Genomic DNA, 16,119 nt, shown 5'->3' with positions numbered 1-16,119 from the left:
TGGTCCTTTCGCTGCTGTCGGGCGCTCAGGCGAGCGTCGCCCACACGGTTTTCGGCTCGAGATAGGCCTCGACGCCCGCGCGGCCCATCTCGCGGCCGACCCCGGAGGCCTTGACGCCGCCGAACGGGGCCGCCGGATCGCCCGGCGCCCAGGTGTTGAGATAGACCGATCCGGCGCGCAGCCGGGCGGCGAGGGTGTGTGCCCGGCCGAGGTGCTGGGTCCAGATGCCCGCGGCCAGACCGTATTCCGTGTCGTTGGCCTGCCGCACCACCTCGTCGACGCAGTCGAACGGTGCGGCCACGAGCACCGGCCCGAAGATCTCCTCACGGCAGATCCGCATCCGCGGGTCGACGTCGACGAAGAGCGCGGGCGAGACGAAATAGCCGCCTTCGGGGGAAACCGGCGGCACGGTACCGGCTTTCAGAGTCGCCCCCGCGGCGACGCCGTCTTGGAGATACCCGCGCACCCGGCGGTACTGCTCGGCCGAGACCACCGGCCCGAGTTCGGTGGCCGGGTCCAGTGCCGGACCCACCTGTGCCTTCTCGGCCCGCGTCGACAGTCCCGCGACGACCTCGTCGAACACGCTCTCGTGGACGAAGAGCCGGGACGCGGCATTGCACGCCTGGCCGGTGTTGAAGTAGATCCCGTTGAAGGCGCCGGCGATCGCCGCGTCGAGGTCGGCGTCCGGCAGAATGATGTTCGGGCTCTTCCCGCCCAGTTCGAGCGTGACCGGCTTGAGCTGCGCGCCGGCCTTCGCGCCGATCTCGCGCCCCACGGCGGTGGAACCGGTGAACACGATCTTGTCGACGCCGGGATGCTCGACCAGCGCCGCGCCGGTGGTGCCGTCGCCGGTGAGCACATTGACCGTGCCGGGCGGAAACCCGGCCGCCGCAACGAGTTCGGCGAGGCGTAGTACGGTCAGCGGTGTCTGTTCGGCCGGTTTCACCACCACGGTGCACCCTGCGGCCAGGGCCGCGCCGATCTTCCACGCCGCCATCAGCAGCGAGAAGTTCCACGGGATGATCTGCGCGCACACGCCGACCGGCTCTTTGCGGGTGTAGCACAGCGTGTTCGGCACCGCGACCGGGATCGTCTCGCCCTCCAGCTTGGTCGGCCACCCCGCGAAGTAGCGGAATTGCGCTGCGGCGGCCGGGATATCGAGCGCGCGGGTCACGCTGATCGGCTTGCCGCCGTCGAGGGCTTCGAGCTGGGCGAGCTGGTCGGCGTTGCCCTCGATGAGGTCGGCCAACCGAGTGAGGAGGGTGCCGCGATCCGCGGCCGACAGTGCGCCCCACGGCCCTTCGAGCGCGGCGCGCGCCGCCGCGACCGCCGCGGATACGTCGGCCGGTCCCGCGTGCGCGACCTGCGTGATCGCTGCGCCGGTGGACGGGTCGACGGTGCCGAAGGTCCGGCCGTCCGCGGCGGCGGCGAACTCGCCGCCCAGATAGAGCAGGTGCGGTCCGGACAGGAAGTGCTGTGCCGCCGGACCCGGTGTGCTGGACGAGGTTTCCACGGTGTCCTCCCGGTCCGCGTCAGAAGCGGTCGATGACGGTGATGCCGCTGGTGCCGAAATCGCTCATCGCGGCAAGGACATCCCCGGCCTGCTCGAGCGCGACGGTGCGCTGGACCAGGGATTGCGGTGCGAGACGGCCGGATTCGACCAGGGCGAGCAGCCGCGGGTAGCTGGTGTGCGGGTTGCCGTGTGAGCCGACGAGGGTCAGCTCGCCGAGGGTGACGGTGTCCATGGGGATCGCGATCTGCCCGGCATCGTCGGAGCTGGTCAGCCCGACCTGCACGTGCCTGCCGCGTTTGCGCAGCGAGCGAAGGGAATTGACGACCGTGGCGCGGGTGCCGAGCGCATCGATCGAGACGTGCGCGCCGCCGTCGGTCGCGGCCTGGACCGCCGCGGGCACGTCCGCCTCGGCACTCGCATCGACGGTGGCGAGCGCGCCCTGCTCCTCGGCCAGCGCGAGTTTGGCGGCATCGATGTCCACGGCCACCACGCAAGCGCCTGCGGCAGTGGCGATCTGCACGGCGGCGAGTCCGACTCCGCCGACGCCGTGGACCGCGACCCATTCGCCGGGGCGTACCCGTCCCTGTCCGGTGACCGCGTGGAACGCTGTCATGAAGCGGCAGCCGATCGCGCTCGCCGCGACCGGGGTCAGCGTCTCGGGGACGCGCACACAGTTGAAGTCCGCGTCGGGAATCGGGACGAACTCAGCATAGCCGCCGTCGCACCAGAAGCCGAGCACCTGCATGGCATCGCAGATATTGGCCTGTCCGGACCGGCACTGCGCGCAGGTGCCGCACGCCAGATGGAACGGCACCGTGACGCGATCGCCGAGCCGCACCGTGTGCACGTCGGCACCGACTGCCACGACTTCGCCGACCAGTTCGTGACCGAGCGTGCGCGGCAGCGCGACCTGTCCGCCCATCCAGCCCCAATCGCCCCGCCACGCATGCCAATCGCTGCGGCAGATACCGGTGGCGCGGATCGCGAGCACCACACCGTCCGGTTCGGGGGTGGGATCGGGCAGCTCGCGCACGACGAGCGGGGCGCCGTACTCGACTATCTGCGCCGCTCTCACGATGTCGCCTTGCCGGCGATGCGGATGGGCAGCCGGTCCAGTCCGCGGGTGATGTTGTTCGGTGTGCGGGTGGGTTCGCCCGTCAGCTCGAGCGTGTCCGCCCGTTCGGCCAGCGCGCCGAACAGCGCGTGCGCCTCCATCGAGGCGAGCGTGCGCCCCGGGCAGTTGTGCACCCCGAACCCGAATCCGACGGTGTCGGCCGGGTTTCGGCGCGCGTCGAAGCGATCCGGCTCGGGATAGTGCCGTTCGTCGCGGTTCGCGGCGGCGAAGGAGACCACGACGCGGGCGCCCTCGGGGATGGTCACGCCGTCCACGTCGGTGTCGCCGGTGGTGACCCGGGAGAACGACTGGATCGGGGTCTCCATCCGGACGCCCTCCAGGAAGGCTCCGGGAATCAGTTTCGGATCCTGCCGGATGGCTGCCCACTGTTCCGGATTCCGGGCCAGCAGCCAGAGCGTGCTCGCCACGCCGGCGATGGTGGTGTCCAATCCGGCGCAGGCGTAGGCGCTCATCGTCATCAGCGCTTCGTTCTCGGTGATCTCGCCGTGTTCTGCTGCCGCCCAGACGATCTGGCCGAAGCTGTCCGGCAGCAGTTTGTCGGGCGTGGCATCGGTGACGAGGTACTGCATCAGCGCCTGCACGTCGGGGAAGGTCGAGGACTGCCGAGCCCCGGGCGGCCCGAAGTAGTTGAACGCGCCGAGCGCCCAGACGAGGATCTTGTCGCGGTATTCGTCGCGTGGGAAGCCGATGAGGTCCATGACGATGTCCACCGGCAGCTTCGCCGCGAAATCGGTGACGCCGTCGAACTCGTCACGGCGCATCAGGTCCTCGACCAGATCGTCGGCGAGTTGCTCGATATCGCCGGCGACCTTGCGAACGTACTTGGGGCGCAACGCGTCATCGAGGACTTTGCGTACCGCCCGGTGCCGCGGCGGGTCCATCGAGAGCAGGGAACCGTCGGAGAGCTCGTTGGCGGTGGGATTCATCGCGATGCCCTGGGCGGAACTGAAACCCTCCCAATCGACCAGTGCCGCACGCACCTGGTCGTAGCGGAACAGTCCGTAGAGATCGTGCTCGCGCAGGTAGACGACCGGCCCCAGGTCGCGCAACGCCTGGAACTGCGGATAGGGGTCGAGCAGGGCTTCGGTCGAGAACGGATCGAGGTCGGTGGCAGCGGCGCGGATCGTCGTCTCGGTCACGGCTGCTCCGCTCCGGCGACCAAGTCGTAGAAGCACATGCGCGGCCCGGCGCTCGGACGCGTGTACATCCGGCGGCAGGTCAGCGTGGACTTCTCGAACACGTCGAACCAGGCCGAGCGGTCGCGCGGCAGGCCCTGTCCGGTCAGCACGTGGATCAGGAAGAAATCGTCGTCGTTCTCGCGCCCGTCGTAGCGGATCTCCGGTTCGCCGACGAGCAGGATCTTCAACTGCGGGAACTTGGTCGAGATGTCGTCGAGCAGGTCGACGACGGCTTGTTCGCCGTTGCGGAAATGCTCGTGCAGCGCGCTCATCATGCAGAGCCCGTCGGCCGCGAAGCACTCCTGCGGCCAGGTGCCGGGGGCGAACGCGTCCCCGACGACGAACCGCACGCGATCGGCGACGCCGCTGCGGCGGGCGTGCTCGTTGGCCACGTCCACGGCGTCGGCATCGATATCGAGGCCGATGCCGCTGAGCGTGGGATCGCGCAGGCAGGCGTCCACCAGCAACTGCCCACCGCCGCAACCGATGTCGAGGATGCGCGTCACCTCGCGCCCGCGCATGGCGCGCAGCAGGGTCGGGGTATGGAAGACGGAGAACAGCGTGTCGCAATGCGCGCCCAGCTTGCCGCCGTCGCGCACCACGTCCTTGCCGTACACCGCGGTGCCGGTGAGCAGATCGCCGATCCGGCTGGTGACCGCGCCGTACGCGTCGACGTAGACGCCGAGGCGCGCGAGCGAGACATCGGTGGTGAGGAATTCGCCGAGGCGGGTGAGAAAGTATTCCGCGCCGCGGGTTTCGAGGATGCCGCGCCGCACGAGGTAGCGCAGGAACCCGGGTCCGATCTCGGGATCGATGCCGGCGAGCAGCACCTGCCGGGTCCGCTGCGGCCCGGTGCGCAACCGCTCGAGCAAGGGCGTGTCGGCGAGCGCGCGCACCGCGTGGCACGCGTGCATCGAGCTGATCATCTCGGGCAGGTCCGACAACGTGAACGCCTGCCACTCCCGGCGCTGCTGTGCGTCGTCGAGTTCGACGATCTCCGGCCGGTATTGCGTGCTCGTCATGATTGTCATCTCTTTCTGAATCGTTGTCGCCCAGCGCTATTCGGCCACCGCGTAGGCGTGCCTGCCGCGCGGGCTCGCCGCCGCACGGACGAACTCGTGATCGTCGGTGAACCCGACCGCGCAGACCCGGCCCAGCGAGTACGCGGGGACGAGGTCCACGTCGTGTCCGCGGGCGCGCAGGTCGGCGACGACCTCGGGCGGGCACGTTTGCTCCGCCACCACCACGCCGGGCCGATGCGCGTGCGGAGTGAACGACGCGGGCACCTGATCGGTGTGGAAAGCGGTCGTCTCGGTCGCGCTCTGGAAGTCGAGCCCGAAATCGGCCACGTTGAGGAAGAACTGCAAGGTCCACTGATCCTGCCGGTCGCCGCCGGGGGTGCCGAAGGCGACGTACGGACGTCCGTCCCGCAGCGCCACCGACGGACTCAGCGTGGTCCGGGGCCGTTTGCCCGGCCCGAGCGAATTCGGGTGGCCCTCGGTGAGGAACATGCACTGGCCGCGGGTGCCGAGCGGGAAACCGAGGCTGCCGATGGCCGGTGAACTCTTCAGCCACCCGCCGCTCGGAGTCGCGGCGACCATGTTGCCGTGCCGGTCGACGGCGGTGACGGTGACCGTGTCGGTCTTCGCCTTGGTCGCCTGCAGGATCGTCGGTAATCCGTTCTGCAACTGCGACATCCACTCGGAGTCGGCGTCCGGATCGTCGGGGACCGGCAGGTCGGGGAGGAACGAGGTGCGCCCGCCGGGCGCGCCGGGCCGCAGCGTGGGTTCGGCGCGCGCGCCGACGAGGGCGCGGCGCTGCCGGTTGTACTCCGCGTCGAGCAGGCCGGCCAGCGGCACGTCGCTGAAGGCCGGATCGCCGTACCAGGCTTCGCGATCGGCCATCGCGAGCTTGGTGCACTCGATCACCGTGTGCACGTACTCGGCACTGCCCTGGCCCATGCGGGCGAGATCGAAGCCGTCGAGCAGCGCGAGCTGCTGCAGGAAGACCGGACCCTGCGACCACGGTCCCGGCTTGAAGACCTGGTAGGGCCCGTAGCTGTGGCTCGGTGCGGTCTCGACCGAGGGTGTCCAGTCGGCGAGATCGTCGGCGGTGAGCAGACCGCGGTGCCGGCGGCCGGTGGCGTCGAGCATCGGCCCCGACTCGAGGAATTCCGAGATCTCCGCTGCGACAAAGCCTTTGTAGAAGGCGTCGTGCGCGGCCCGGAACTGGGCTTCGCGCTCGCCCGACGCGGACTCGGCGGCCTTGATGAGGCGTTGATAGGTGTTGGCCAGCGCGGGATTGCGGAAGCGGCTCCCCGCGGCGGGGGCGTTGCCGCCCTTCAGATAGACCTGTTCGGATCCGTGCCATTCCGCGCGGAACAGCGGGGCCAGCACATCGATGGCCCGCGCCGTCTCCGGTAGCAGCGGAAAACCCTTGTCGGCGTAGCCGATCGCGGGCTCGAGCACCTCGGCGAGGCGCTTGGTGCCGAACTCGGCGAGCAACCGCATCCAGCCGCCGAACGCCCCGGGGACGCAGGCGGGCAGCAGCCCGGACCCGGGGATGCTGCGCAGGCCGAGGTCGGCGAAGGTGCCGCTGCTGATCGCGCGGGGCATCGGGCCCTGCGCGCAGAGCGCCTGGACGTCGTCGTGTCCGGCCTGATGCGCGACCAGGGACAGATCGCCGCCGAGCCCGTTGAAATGCGGTTCGACGACCTGGAGCACGAATCCGGCCGCGGCGGCCGCGTCGAACGCGTTGCCGCCGTCGGCGAGCATCCGCATCCCCGCGGCGGAGGCGAGCCAGTGCGTGCTGGCCACGGCACCGGTGGTGCCGGTGAGTTCGGGCTTGGATGGAGGCATGCGGCTACTCCCTAGAAATCGTGGTGCGTGCGCGAAGGTGCGGAATGCGACTAATCGTCGGTGCGAATGCCGAGGCCCGGGGCGAGAATTCCCCGTGGGTCGAAACGCTTTTTAGCCGCGCTGAACGCGGGCCATCGGTCGCCGTAATGATCACGCCAATCCTGAGCCGTGCGGCGCAGCGAGCCGATGGGATAGAGCACCGCGCCGTACTGTTTGCGCGCCTCGGTCAACAGGCGGTCGTTGCGATCGAGCATCTCCTCGACGAATTCCGGGTGCGCACCCCGAGTTTCGGCGACCGTGTTGATATCGAGCACGAAAACCCAATCCGAACCGTCGGGTTCGGGCACCGGTGGGTAGGGCCTGGTCATGGTCGTGCGGCACTGCGGGTACAGCAGGCTGATCCCGAAGGGGCCGATATCGCGTGCGGTGAGCGAGGATTGGACCTCGTCGACGTAGTCCTCGACGACCGCGCCGCCGAGCCATACGTCGTACCACGGCTTGACGAGCTCGTCCCAGTGCACCGTCTCGCGCATCCCGTCGACCAGCGTGTCGATCTTGAACACGTAGTCGAGGTAAGGGGTGTCGTCGATGACGGGCTCGGTGGTCAACCCACGGACGCCTGCCTCGTCGTCGGGCGGGTTCGCCGGGTCGTACATGACGGTCGCATAGAGCCGGTGTGTCGGCTCGGACTGCGGCGAATACAGCTCGGCGTACACGTGATCGATGCCGGGCCGTTCGATGAGCGTGCGCAGGTCACGGAAGAAGTCGGCATTGTCGGTGTAGTCCAGCACGTAGCTGCGGGCGCGTTCGCGCGCGGGCTCCAGTTCGACCACGGCCTTGGTGATCACGCCGCACTGGCCGAGTCCGCCGAGCACGGCCTCGAACAGGTCGCGGCGCTGCGCCGGCGAGCACCGCACGAGTTCGCCGGTCCCGGTGACCACTTCGAGTTCGCGCACGTGGTCGACCTGCAGGCCGGTGCGCAACGCGCCGACGAGCCCGCCGAGCCCGCCGACCGAGAGCGTGCCGCCGACGGTCAGCGAGGTGTATCCGGTGACGGCGGGCGGCGTGCGCCGCGGTGACTGCTCGAAGGCGGCGGTGACCAGGTCCCGCCACAGGACGCCCGCGTCGACCTCGGCCACGTCGCCGTCGAGGGAATGGATGCGGTTCAGGTGGCGGTTCTCGATGACCAAGCCGTCGGACAGGCCCTGACCGAGCGTGGTGTGCGCCTGCCCCCGGGTCGACACGCTGATGCCGTGGGTGTGGCAGAAGCCGACCAGCGCGGCGATGTCCTGGGCCGAGCGCGGCCGCAGCACCGCCGCCGGGGTGACGCTGGTGATGTTGCCGAGGTCGGTGGCGACCGCCCGGCGCGCGGACTCGTCGAGCAGCAGCTCGCCGTCCACCGCGGGCGCGGCGGCAAAAATTCCGGGCACGAAAACTCCTTTCGGCGTACCGGTTTCGGCCTGCGTCAGCGAAATGGCTGCAGGCTGTTACCGATACGTCGAACATATCCGGGACGACCGGCCCGGCACATTCAGAGGAGTTTCAAATTACCTTCAAAACCTCTTGAAGCCGGGCGTCATTCAACCGTCTGCAAGGAGGAGTGGATCGCCTCGGCGACGCGGCCGCACAGCTGCGCGAAAACGGCCTGCTCGGCCGGATCGAGCACGGACTCGGCTATTTTGGCGTTCTCCCGCCGGCATTCGGCGGCGCGGTCGAGGAATTCGCGTCCGTCCGCGGTGAGGGAGGTGGTCTGTTCGCGCCGGTCGGTGCCGAGCGCCGCCTGGGTCACCAGGTGCTGGTCCTTCAGCACGCGTAGGGCTTTCGACATCGTCGGGCGGGAGACGCTCAGCGATTCGCTCAGCGCGGAAGGTGTCATCGGGCCACGTAGACGCAGCATTTCGAGCACGTCGTACTGCTGCCAGGTGACCCGCTCCGGAGTGGTCCGGGTGCGGCGCGCGACGAGCACGCAGGTGAGGTGGGCGAGGGCGTTCTCGACGCCGTCCTGCCAGTCGAGGACCTGGCTGTGGCTGTCCGCCGCCGCGGGCATTGGGTCAACGGGCACGGGTCTCTCCTCGCCGTTCGGTAACTTGATTTCCGGTTGGAAACTAGTTTACGGTAGGAATCGCTACACCAACTCACAACCCTGTCACACAGGAGGAGTGGTCATGGGCGGCTTCAGCCCGCGGCCGGCGACTGTGGGGTGGTTCGATATCACCGCCAGCGATCCGGCGCACACCAAGCAGTTCTACCAGGAAGTGTTCTCCTGGGAATTCACCCCGATCGGCGACGACTACCACACGATCACCGCGCCGGGCGCGGACGCCGCGATGGGCGCGCTGCGCCCCGGCGGCCGCGACGCGCTGTGGATCGATGTCGTCTGCACCGACCTCGCGACCACGATCCCGCGACTGGAATCGTTGGGCGCCAAGGTGATCGAGCCAGTCGGTGAAACACCGGCGGGCGCGCGGACCGCCGTCGTCGCCGACACCCGAGGCAACCGGCTCGGACTGTACGTACCGCCGCGCACCGGCACAGCCGACACGACGGCCACGGCCGCGCTGCCGAACGCCACCGCGTGGTTCGAGATCGGAACCCTGGATTTCGCCGTCACCCGGCAGTTCTACGAGCAGGCGTTCGGCTGGGCCTTCGACCGGGACGAAGCCGCCGAAGGGGCGGTCTACTACAGCATTTCGGCGCCGGACGCCGCCGAGCCGATCGGCGGCACGATGGACCTTTCGGCCCTGCCGGACGCCGCCGAGTACGCGATCCCGGGCCTGCTCGTCACCGACGTCGCCGCGTTGCTCGATCGAGTCGAGCGGGCGGGCGGACACCGCGTGATGGATCCGTTCGCCGATGCGCACGGCCTGGTCATCGCGCAGTTCACCGACCCGTTCGGCAATCGGTGGACCTCCTTCGCGCAACCCGCCGCGCGCTGACCACGGGCCGATCACCGGCCCCCGGAAGGGGATTCATGCCTTTCGCCGTCTATGTGCTGGGACTGGGCGTCTTCTGCCTCAACACCACCGAGATCATGGTTGCCGGACTGCTTCCCGGCATGTCGAGCGACCTGGGCGTCTCGATCGCCGCCATCGGCTACCTGGTGTCGCTGTTCGCCGTCGGCATGGTCGTCGGCGGCCCGGTGCTGATCGTCGCCCTGTCCCGGGTGGCGCAGAAGAAGTCGCTGATCCTGTTGCTCGCGGTGTTCGTCGCGGGACAGACCCTGGCCGCCACGGCGGCCGACTACTGGGTGCTGGTGATCGCGCGCATCGTGACCGCGCTGGCCGCCTCGGCGTTCTTCGGTGCGGCCGCCGCGGTGTGCGTGCGGCTCGTCGGCGCCGAACGACGCGGTCGCGCAATGTCGGTGCTGTACGGCGGCATGATGGTGGCTCAGGTCGTCGGACTGCCGACGGCGACGTTCATCGAACAGCACTACGGCTGGCGGGCGAGTTTCTGGATCGTCGACCTGCTCGCCGTCGCGTGCATCGTGGCGGTGGTGCTGCTGGTGCCCGGTGGCGGCGGAGCCCAGACCTTGGATTTCCGCACCGAGATCCCAGCCTTCCGCAATCTGCGCCTGTGGGGCGCGTACGCGACCAACGCGCTGGTCATCGGCGCGGTGGTGGCCGGATTCACCTACCTCTCACCGATTTTCACCGATGCGACGCACTTCGCGCCCGCGACGGTGCCGGTGTTGTTCGCGGTGTACGGGATCGCCACGGTGCTGGGCAATGCGGTGGTCGGCCGGTTCGCCGATCGCTACACCCGCCGCATCCTGGTCGGCGGGCTGCTCGCGCTGACCCTCGTGCTGGTCGCGTTCGCGCTGTGTGTCTCGTACAAGGTGCCGACCATCGTGACGACCGTGCTGCTCGGGCTGATCGGGCTGCCGCTCAACCCGGCCATGGCGGCCAGGGTGATGTCGGTGTCCAACGAGGGAGCGCTGGTCAACACGGTCAACGGCTCGGCCATCAACATCGGGGTCGTGCTCGGCCCGTGGCTGGGCGGCCTCGGGATCAGTGCCGGGCTCGGCCTGGTGGCGCCGCTGTGGATCGGCGCGGGCATGGCGCTGCTGGGGTTGCTCACGTTGCTGCCGGACCTGCACCGAGGCGCAGTCGGGGATCCGCGCCAGGGCGCGGCCGGGGGCCGGTCCGCGCCCGAAGAGCGCGGGAGTATCCCGGTGGGCGATTGTTAAACCACCGGTGGGGCAAAGGATTTCGACAACTGCCGACAAACCTTCCCTGACACCGACTTTAGAGTTTCTCGAGCATCTTTTGATTGCCCCGGGCCGCGCGCCCGACCGACGATGGAAGCGCTGGGACGATCCCCTCCCACAGCTGCGATGAGGGGAATACCGCAAGCGTATTCGCGACGGAAGGGCATCCGATGCACGGGCTTGACATCGCGCCGAGATTCCACCACCTCGCCATCCAGACCGATGACGTGGACGCCACGATCGAGTGGTATCGGGAATTCCTCGGGGCAACGGTCGAATGGTCACTCGACAGCTTCTCGCCACTGACCCACGACCGGCTACCCGGAATCGAGAAATTGGTCGAACTGAAGAAGGGCGACCTGCGATTCCACGTCTTCGACCGGGCCGGGCACAGCAAGGACGGCCCCGACCCGCTCGGTTACCAGTTTCAGCACGCCGGCATCACGGTGCGGCACCCGGCGGATCTGGTGCGGCTGCGCGCGCAGTGGCTGCAGGTGCGGGAGCGGTCCGATATCGCTTGGGCCAGAGACGATCCGCCGTCGGACATCGTGACCGACGCGGACGGCATGCAGAGCCTGTACGTGCTGGACCCCAACGGTCTCGAGCTCGAGTTCATCTACTTTCCCGAGGCGGCGTCGTGAGCAGGAATGGCCGATATAGGTCGGCGGGCCGGCAACGCCCGCCCGCATTGCAACCGCGGCTGCTGTTCATGCCGTCGCTCGGCGAGCCGTTCGACGAGTCCGCGCCAGCGGGGGACGCCGTGCTCGCGGCACGAGATGCGGTGGAGTACCCCATGTTCGGCACCGAACCGGTCGAGGCCGAGCGGTTGTTCTGGTATCGCTGGATCGCGGGTCACCAGATCTCCTTCCTGCTCTGGCGGGCGATGTGCGATGTGGTGTGCCAGTACCCCGACGAGGTGCCGGGCGAACGAGAGCTGGAAGTGCTCTCCGCCTGCATCGACGGTTACAGCGCGATGCTGCTGTATTCGTCCACGGTCCCGCGGGACCACTACCACGCCGACATCCGCCCGCGGATGGCGTTGCAGCATCCCGCGTTCAGCGGCACCTGGGCGCCGGACTACCGGCCGGTGCGCCGGCTGTTCCACGGCAGGCTGCCCTGGCAAGACGATCCGTCGTGCCGGGCGCTCGACGCCGCGGTCGACCGAAACGAGTTGACGCACAGTCATATCGCCGATCATCTGGTCCCGGATGGGCGTTCGCTGCTACAGCAGTCGGTGGGGGCCCCGGGCGTCAGCGTGTCCCGGGAAAAGGAAGACCTGTACGACAACTTCTTCCTCACCGTGCGGCGTCCGGTGAGCCACGCCGAATTCGTCGCCCAGCTCGACGCGCGGATCACCGAGCTCACCGTGGACCTGTCGCACCACGGGATGTATCCGATGGTCGACGGCCGGCACCACCCGGTGGTCGGCGACCGGTCCGAGGCGGTGATGCAGCCGCTGATCACCTACGCCGTCCAGGTCGTGGACCGCGCGGCTCGGCTGGTATCGGAGATGCGCCTCGAGGAGGTGCGCCGATGAAGCACGGAATTGTCCTGCTGCCCGAGCACGAATGGAAGGTCGCCGCCGAACGCTGGCGCGCCGCAGAGCAACTCGGCTTCCGGCACGCCTGGACCTACGACCATCTGATGTGGCGCTGGCTCGCCGATCGCCCGTGGTACGGCGCGATCCCGACGCTCACCGCCGCGGCGACGGTCACCGACACCATCGGTCTCGGGCTGCTCGTCGCCACCCCGAACTTCCGGCACCCGGTCGCGCTGGCCAAGGAACTCGTCACCGTGGACGACGTCGCCGGCGGCCGGCTGATCTGCGGGCTGGGTTCGGGCGCACCGGGTTTCGACGTGAGCCTGCTCGGCGGCCCCGATCTGGGCGCGCGCGAGCGCGCCGATCGCTTCGAGACGTTCGTCGAACTGCTGGACACCGTACTGGCCGGCGGGCGGGTGAACAAGGTGTCGCGCTGGTACACGGCCGCGGGGGTGGACTTCCATCCGCGCGCCGGCGCCGCCGGGCGCATGCCGTTCGCCGTGGCCGCGACCGGCCCGCGGGGCATGGCGCTGGCGGCCGGGTTCGCCCAGTACTGGGTTACCTCCGGGCCGCCCAACGACTTTCGCGGTCGGCCGCTGCGCGAGGTGGTGCCGGCGCTGCGCGAGCAGTTGCGCGGCATCGACGCCGCGTGCGAGCGGCTGGGCCGGGATCCGGCCACCCTGGGCCGGGTGTTCGTCGGCGATGCCGCGGTGGCGGGGATCACCGGCTCGCTCGCGGCCTACGAGGACGCCGCGGGCGAACTCGAGGAACTCGGCATCACCGACCTCGTGGTGCACTGGCCGCGCCCGGAGCAGCCGTACCAGGGCGACGAACAGGTCGTGCTCGAGTTCGCCGAAAAGCATGTGAGGGCCGCATGATGCGGGTGACGACAGTGGACATGTTCGGGGCCGCGCCCGGGCGGGGCAGCGCGCTGGATGTGCTCGTCCGCACGGACGCGAGCGCCGAGGACGCGGCGCGGGCCGCCGCGGCATTCGCGCGCCGCAGCGATGCCTGCGAGACCGTCTTGGTCGACGAGTGCTCCCGAACGCGAAAGACTTTCGCCTCGCGGACCTTCAACGCCGCGGGCGAGACGCCGTTCGCGACGCACTCGCTGGCGGGCGTCGCCGCCTGTCTGGTCGGCACCGGCCGGCTCGCCCCGGGCGAGGTCGGCTGGACCGCGGCGGCGGGCACCCAGTGGTTGTGGACCGACGGCAGCGAAGTTCGGGTGCCCTTCGAGGGACCCGCCGTGCGGCAGGAACCGGCGCACGACGCCGCCGAGTTCGGCTGGGCTACCGGCGAATCGCATGCGGGCGGAGTCGGCAGGGCGTTCAACTTCGTCCGGGTGTCGGCGGACCCACGAGGGCTGCCCGTACCCGACCTCGATCGCATGCGCGAGCTCGAGGTCACCGACCTGACCGCGTTCCGCTGGGACCCGGCGCGCCGGGAGGTGCTCGCCTGTGTGTTCGCCCCTGGCTTCGGCATACCCGAAGACGCCGGATGCCTCCCGGCCGCCGCCGCGCTCGGCGTAGCCGCGCTGCAACTCGATGCGCCCGATTCGACGCCGCTGACCATCCGTCAGGTGACCCGGCACGGCACCGAGTCGGTCTTCGGCTGCGTCGGCTCGCTTCGGGACGGCACCGCCCGCGTGCGCATCACCGGACAGGTCTGGGTGCCGCAGGGCGACGATGAGAAAGCTTGTGAAGCATGACAATTCGCGACGATACCGATCCGCTCGCCGCCTATGCGGACGAGTTCGCCACCGACGGCGCGGTCCACCTCAACGGCAACTCGCTCGGACCGCCCCGGCACAGTCTCGGGGACGAGCTCGACCGGGTCGTGTCCGGCCAGTGGGCGCCCAGGCAGGTGCAGGGCTGGTTCCAGGACGGGTGGCTCGACCTGCCGCGCACGATCGGGGACCGGCTGGCCCCGCTGCTCGGCGCCGGGCCGGGGCAGGTGATGGTGGCGGGGGAGACGACCTCCACCACGCTGTTCAACGCGCTGGTGGCGGCCTGCCGCCTGCGTGGCGACCGGCCGGTGCTGCTGATCGAGGCGGAATCGTTCCCCACCGACCTGTATATCGCCGACTCGGTGGCCCGGCTGCTGGACCGGCAACTCGTCGTCGAATCACACGGGGAGTTCGACTCGTACCTGTGCGAGCACGGGGGGCAGGTGGCCGTGGCCGTCACCGCGCCGGTGGACTTCCGGACCGGTGAACGTCGCGCGATCCGGCCGATCACCACGTTGTGTCACGACGTGGGGGCGCTGTCGGTGTGGGACCTCAGCCACGCCGCCGGTGTGCTGCCCGTGGACCTGGATGCCAACGCGGTCGACCTCGCCGTGGGATGCGGATACAAGTACCTCGGTGGCGGTCCCGGCGCACCGGCGTTCCTCTACCTGCCGGCCAGACTGCAAGCGACGGTGGACTTTCCGCTGACGGGATGGCACGCCCACGCGCGGCCGTTCGATATGTCGCCGGTCTTCGAGCCGGCCGCCGGGATCGAATGCGCCCGCACCGGGACACCGCCGCTGCTCAGTCTCGTCGGACTGCACCACGCGCTCGCGCCCCTGGTCGAGGTGGGGATCGACGCACTGCACCGGCGCAGCGTGGCGCTCGGCGAATTCTTTCTGGACTGCCTCGCGCAACGCCGTTCGCCGCTGCTGGAGCGACTGGCCTCGCCCCGGGATCCGGCGCGGCGCGGCGGGCATCTCGCGTTGCGAATTCCGGAGGCGGACAAGGTGGAACGCGTACTGGCCGAGCACCGCGTGCTCGTCGATGCCCGGCCGCCCGACCTGATCCGGTTCGCTTTCGCGCCGCTGTACGTGACCCACGAGCAGGTGTCCCGCGCGGTCGACGTGCTGTGCCACGCCACGGAAGGAGTGCTATGACCAGCGCCCCGGAATACCTTGTCCCCGAGTACGTCACCTACGCGCACATGGACGAGCTGCACGCGCTGCAGCGACCGCGCAGCGACGCGCGCGGCGAGCTGAATTTCATCCTGCTCAGCCACGTCAAAGAGCTGCTGTTCCGCGCGGTGATCGATGATCTGAGCACCGCTCGCGCCGCGCTCGGGCGCGACGACGTCGCCGACGCCTGCCTGGCTCTGTCCCGGGCGACCCGCACGCAGCGGGTGCTCGTGGCCTGCTGGGAATCGTTGAACGGCATGTCCGTGGACGAGTACGTGGCCTTCCGCGAGGTGCTCAACGACGCGTCGGGCACGCAGTCCTTCGCCTACCGCGCTTTGGAATTCGTGATGGGCAACCGGCCGGCCCGGCAGGTCGAGGCGGCACACCGGGACGGGCATCCGGTGCTGCGCACGGAGCTGGCACAGCCGTCGCTCTATGACGCGGCACTGCAACACCTTGCGCGCCGAGGGTTCGCGATCCCTGCGGCGTGCGTCGCGAAACCCGCTGCCGCGCAGCACGAACCGCTGGCGGAGGTGGAGGACGTCTGGCTGCAGATCTACCGGGACCCGGCCCGGCATCGCGACGCACACCGGCTCGCGGAGGCGCTGCTCGAGGTGGCGTACCAGTTCTCGCACTGGCGGGCCACGCACCTGCTGGTGGTCGAACGGATGCTCGGCGGCAAGAGCGGGACCGCGGGCACCGACGGCGCGCCGTGGCTGCGGGCCATCAACGAACACCGCTTCTTCCCGGAGCTGTGGACCTTCCGCACCCGGCTCTAGCGGTA

General features: G+C 69.6%; 15 protein-coding genes. 8 read left to right on the top strand and 7 right to left on the bottom strand.

Annotated features, from left to right (window positions below; genetic code table 11):
- Positions 1 to 25: 25 nt before the first annotated feature.
- The 7 genes from O3I_RS21400 to O3I_RS21370 form a co-directional block, all read right to left on the bottom strand.
- Positions 26 to 1,513 carry an aldehyde dehydrogenase family protein gene (locus O3I_RS21400; RefSeq protein ID WP_014985063.1) on the bottom strand — a complete coding sequence of 496 codons (1,488 nt, stop codon included), beginning with the start codon at positions 1,511 to 1,513 and terminating at the stop codon, positions 26 to 28.
- A 19-nt stretch (positions 1,514 to 1,532) separates the two neighbouring features.
- A complete protein-coding gene (locus tag O3I_RS21395; protein WP_014985062.1) occupies positions 1,533 to 2,588 on the bottom strand; it encodes a zinc-dependent alcohol dehydrogenase family protein in 1,056 nt (351 codons plus the stop codon).
- Positions 2,585 to 3,787 carry a cytochrome P450 gene (locus O3I_RS21390; RefSeq protein ID WP_014985061.1) on the bottom strand — a complete coding sequence of 401 codons (1,203 nt, stop codon included), beginning with the start codon at positions 3,785 to 3,787 and terminating at the stop codon, positions 2,585 to 2,587. The genes O3I_RS21395 and O3I_RS21390 overlap by 4 nt, the downstream gene beginning before the upstream one ends.
- A complete protein-coding gene (locus O3I_RS21385) occupies positions 3,784 to 4,848 on the bottom strand; it encodes a methyltransferase domain-containing protein (protein ID WP_014985060.1) in 1,065 nt (354 codons plus the stop codon). Before O3I_RS21385 ends, O3I_RS21390 begins: the two co-directional genes overlap by 4 nt.
- Positions 4,849 to 4,884: 36 nt before the next feature.
- The gene (locus tag O3I_RS21380; RefSeq protein WP_014985059.1) at positions 4,885 to 6,684 is read right to left on the bottom strand and encodes a gamma-glutamyltransferase family protein; all 1,800 of its coding nucleotides are present in this window, start codon (positions 6,682 to 6,684) and stop codon (positions 4,885 to 4,887) included.
- A gap of 50 nt (positions 6,685 to 6,734) precedes the next feature.
- On the bottom strand, positions 6,735 to 8,114 hold the full coding sequence (locus tag O3I_RS21375; protein WP_014985058.1) for an FAD-binding protein: 1,380 nt from the start codon (positions 8,112 to 8,114) through the stop codon (positions 6,735 to 6,737).
- 146 nt (positions 8,115 to 8,260) lie between these two features.
- Positions 8,261 to 8,746 (bottom strand): MarR family winged helix-turn-helix transcriptional regulator, encoded by a 486-nt coding sequence (locus O3I_RS21370; RefSeq protein WP_202804855.1) that lies wholly within the window; start codon positions 8,744 to 8,746, stop codon positions 8,261 to 8,263.
- Positions 8,747 to 8,849: 103 nt separating this feature from the next.
- Between O3I_RS21370 and O3I_RS21365 the strand changes: the two genes are divergently transcribed.
- From O3I_RS21365 to O3I_RS21330, 8 genes are all read left to right on the top strand, one after another.
- On the top strand, positions 8,850 to 9,620 hold the full coding sequence (locus tag O3I_RS21365) for a VOC family protein (protein WP_014985056.1): 771 nt from the start codon (positions 8,850 to 8,852) through the stop codon (positions 9,618 to 9,620).
- 35 nt (positions 9,621 to 9,655) lie between these two features.
- Positions 9,656 to 10,870: an MFS transporter gene (locus O3I_RS21360; RefSeq protein ID WP_014985055.1), complete on the top strand. Its 1,215-nt coding sequence runs from the start codon at positions 9,656 to 9,658 to the stop codon at positions 10,868 to 10,870.
- Between the two features lie 191 nt (positions 10,871 to 11,061).
- Positions 11,062 to 11,532: a VOC family protein gene (locus O3I_RS21355; protein ID WP_014985054.1), complete on the top strand. Its 471-nt coding sequence runs from the start codon at positions 11,062 to 11,064 to the stop codon at positions 11,530 to 11,532.
- Positions 11,529 to 12,428, top strand: a complete 900-nt coding sequence (locus O3I_RS21350) for an L-tyrosine 3-hydroxylase (RefSeq protein ID WP_202804854.1) — start codon at positions 11,529 to 11,531, stop codon at positions 12,426 to 12,428. Before O3I_RS21355 ends, O3I_RS21350 begins: the two co-directional genes overlap by 4 nt.
- The gene (locus O3I_RS21345) at positions 12,425 to 13,309 is read left to right on the top strand and encodes an LLM class flavin-dependent oxidoreductase (protein ID WP_014985052.1); all 885 of its coding nucleotides are present in this window, start codon (positions 12,425 to 12,427) and stop codon (positions 13,307 to 13,309) included. Before O3I_RS21350 ends, O3I_RS21345 begins: the two co-directional genes overlap by 4 nt.
- Positions 13,309 to 14,139, top strand: coding sequence for a phenazine biosynthesis protein PhzF (locus O3I_RS21340; RefSeq protein ID WP_424769586.1), 831 nt, complete (start codon positions 13,309 to 13,311; stop codon positions 14,137 to 14,139). Before O3I_RS21345 ends, O3I_RS21340 begins: the two co-directional genes overlap by 1 nt.
- On the top strand, positions 14,136 to 15,317 hold the full coding sequence (locus tag O3I_RS21335; RefSeq protein ID WP_014985050.1) for a kynureninase: 1,182 nt from the start codon (positions 14,136 to 14,138) through the stop codon (positions 15,315 to 15,317). The genes O3I_RS21340 and O3I_RS21335 overlap by 4 nt, the downstream gene beginning before the upstream one ends.
- The gene (locus O3I_RS21330; RefSeq protein WP_014985049.1) at positions 15,314 to 16,114 is read left to right on the top strand and encodes a tryptophan 2,3-dioxygenase; all 801 of its coding nucleotides are present in this window, start codon (positions 15,314 to 15,316) and stop codon (positions 16,112 to 16,114) included. Before O3I_RS21335 ends, O3I_RS21330 begins: the two co-directional genes overlap by 4 nt.
- Positions 16,115 to 16,119: the final 5 nt, after the last annotated feature.

Source organism: Nocardia brasiliensis ATCC 700358 (assembly GCF_000250675.2).
Taxonomy (GTDB): Bacteria; Actinomycetota; Actinomycetes; order Mycobacteriales; family Mycobacteriaceae; genus Nocardia; species Nocardia brasiliensis_B.
The sequence above is the reverse complement of the archived record's forward strand: the minus strand, read 5'-3'. Positions and strand labels throughout refer to the sequence as shown.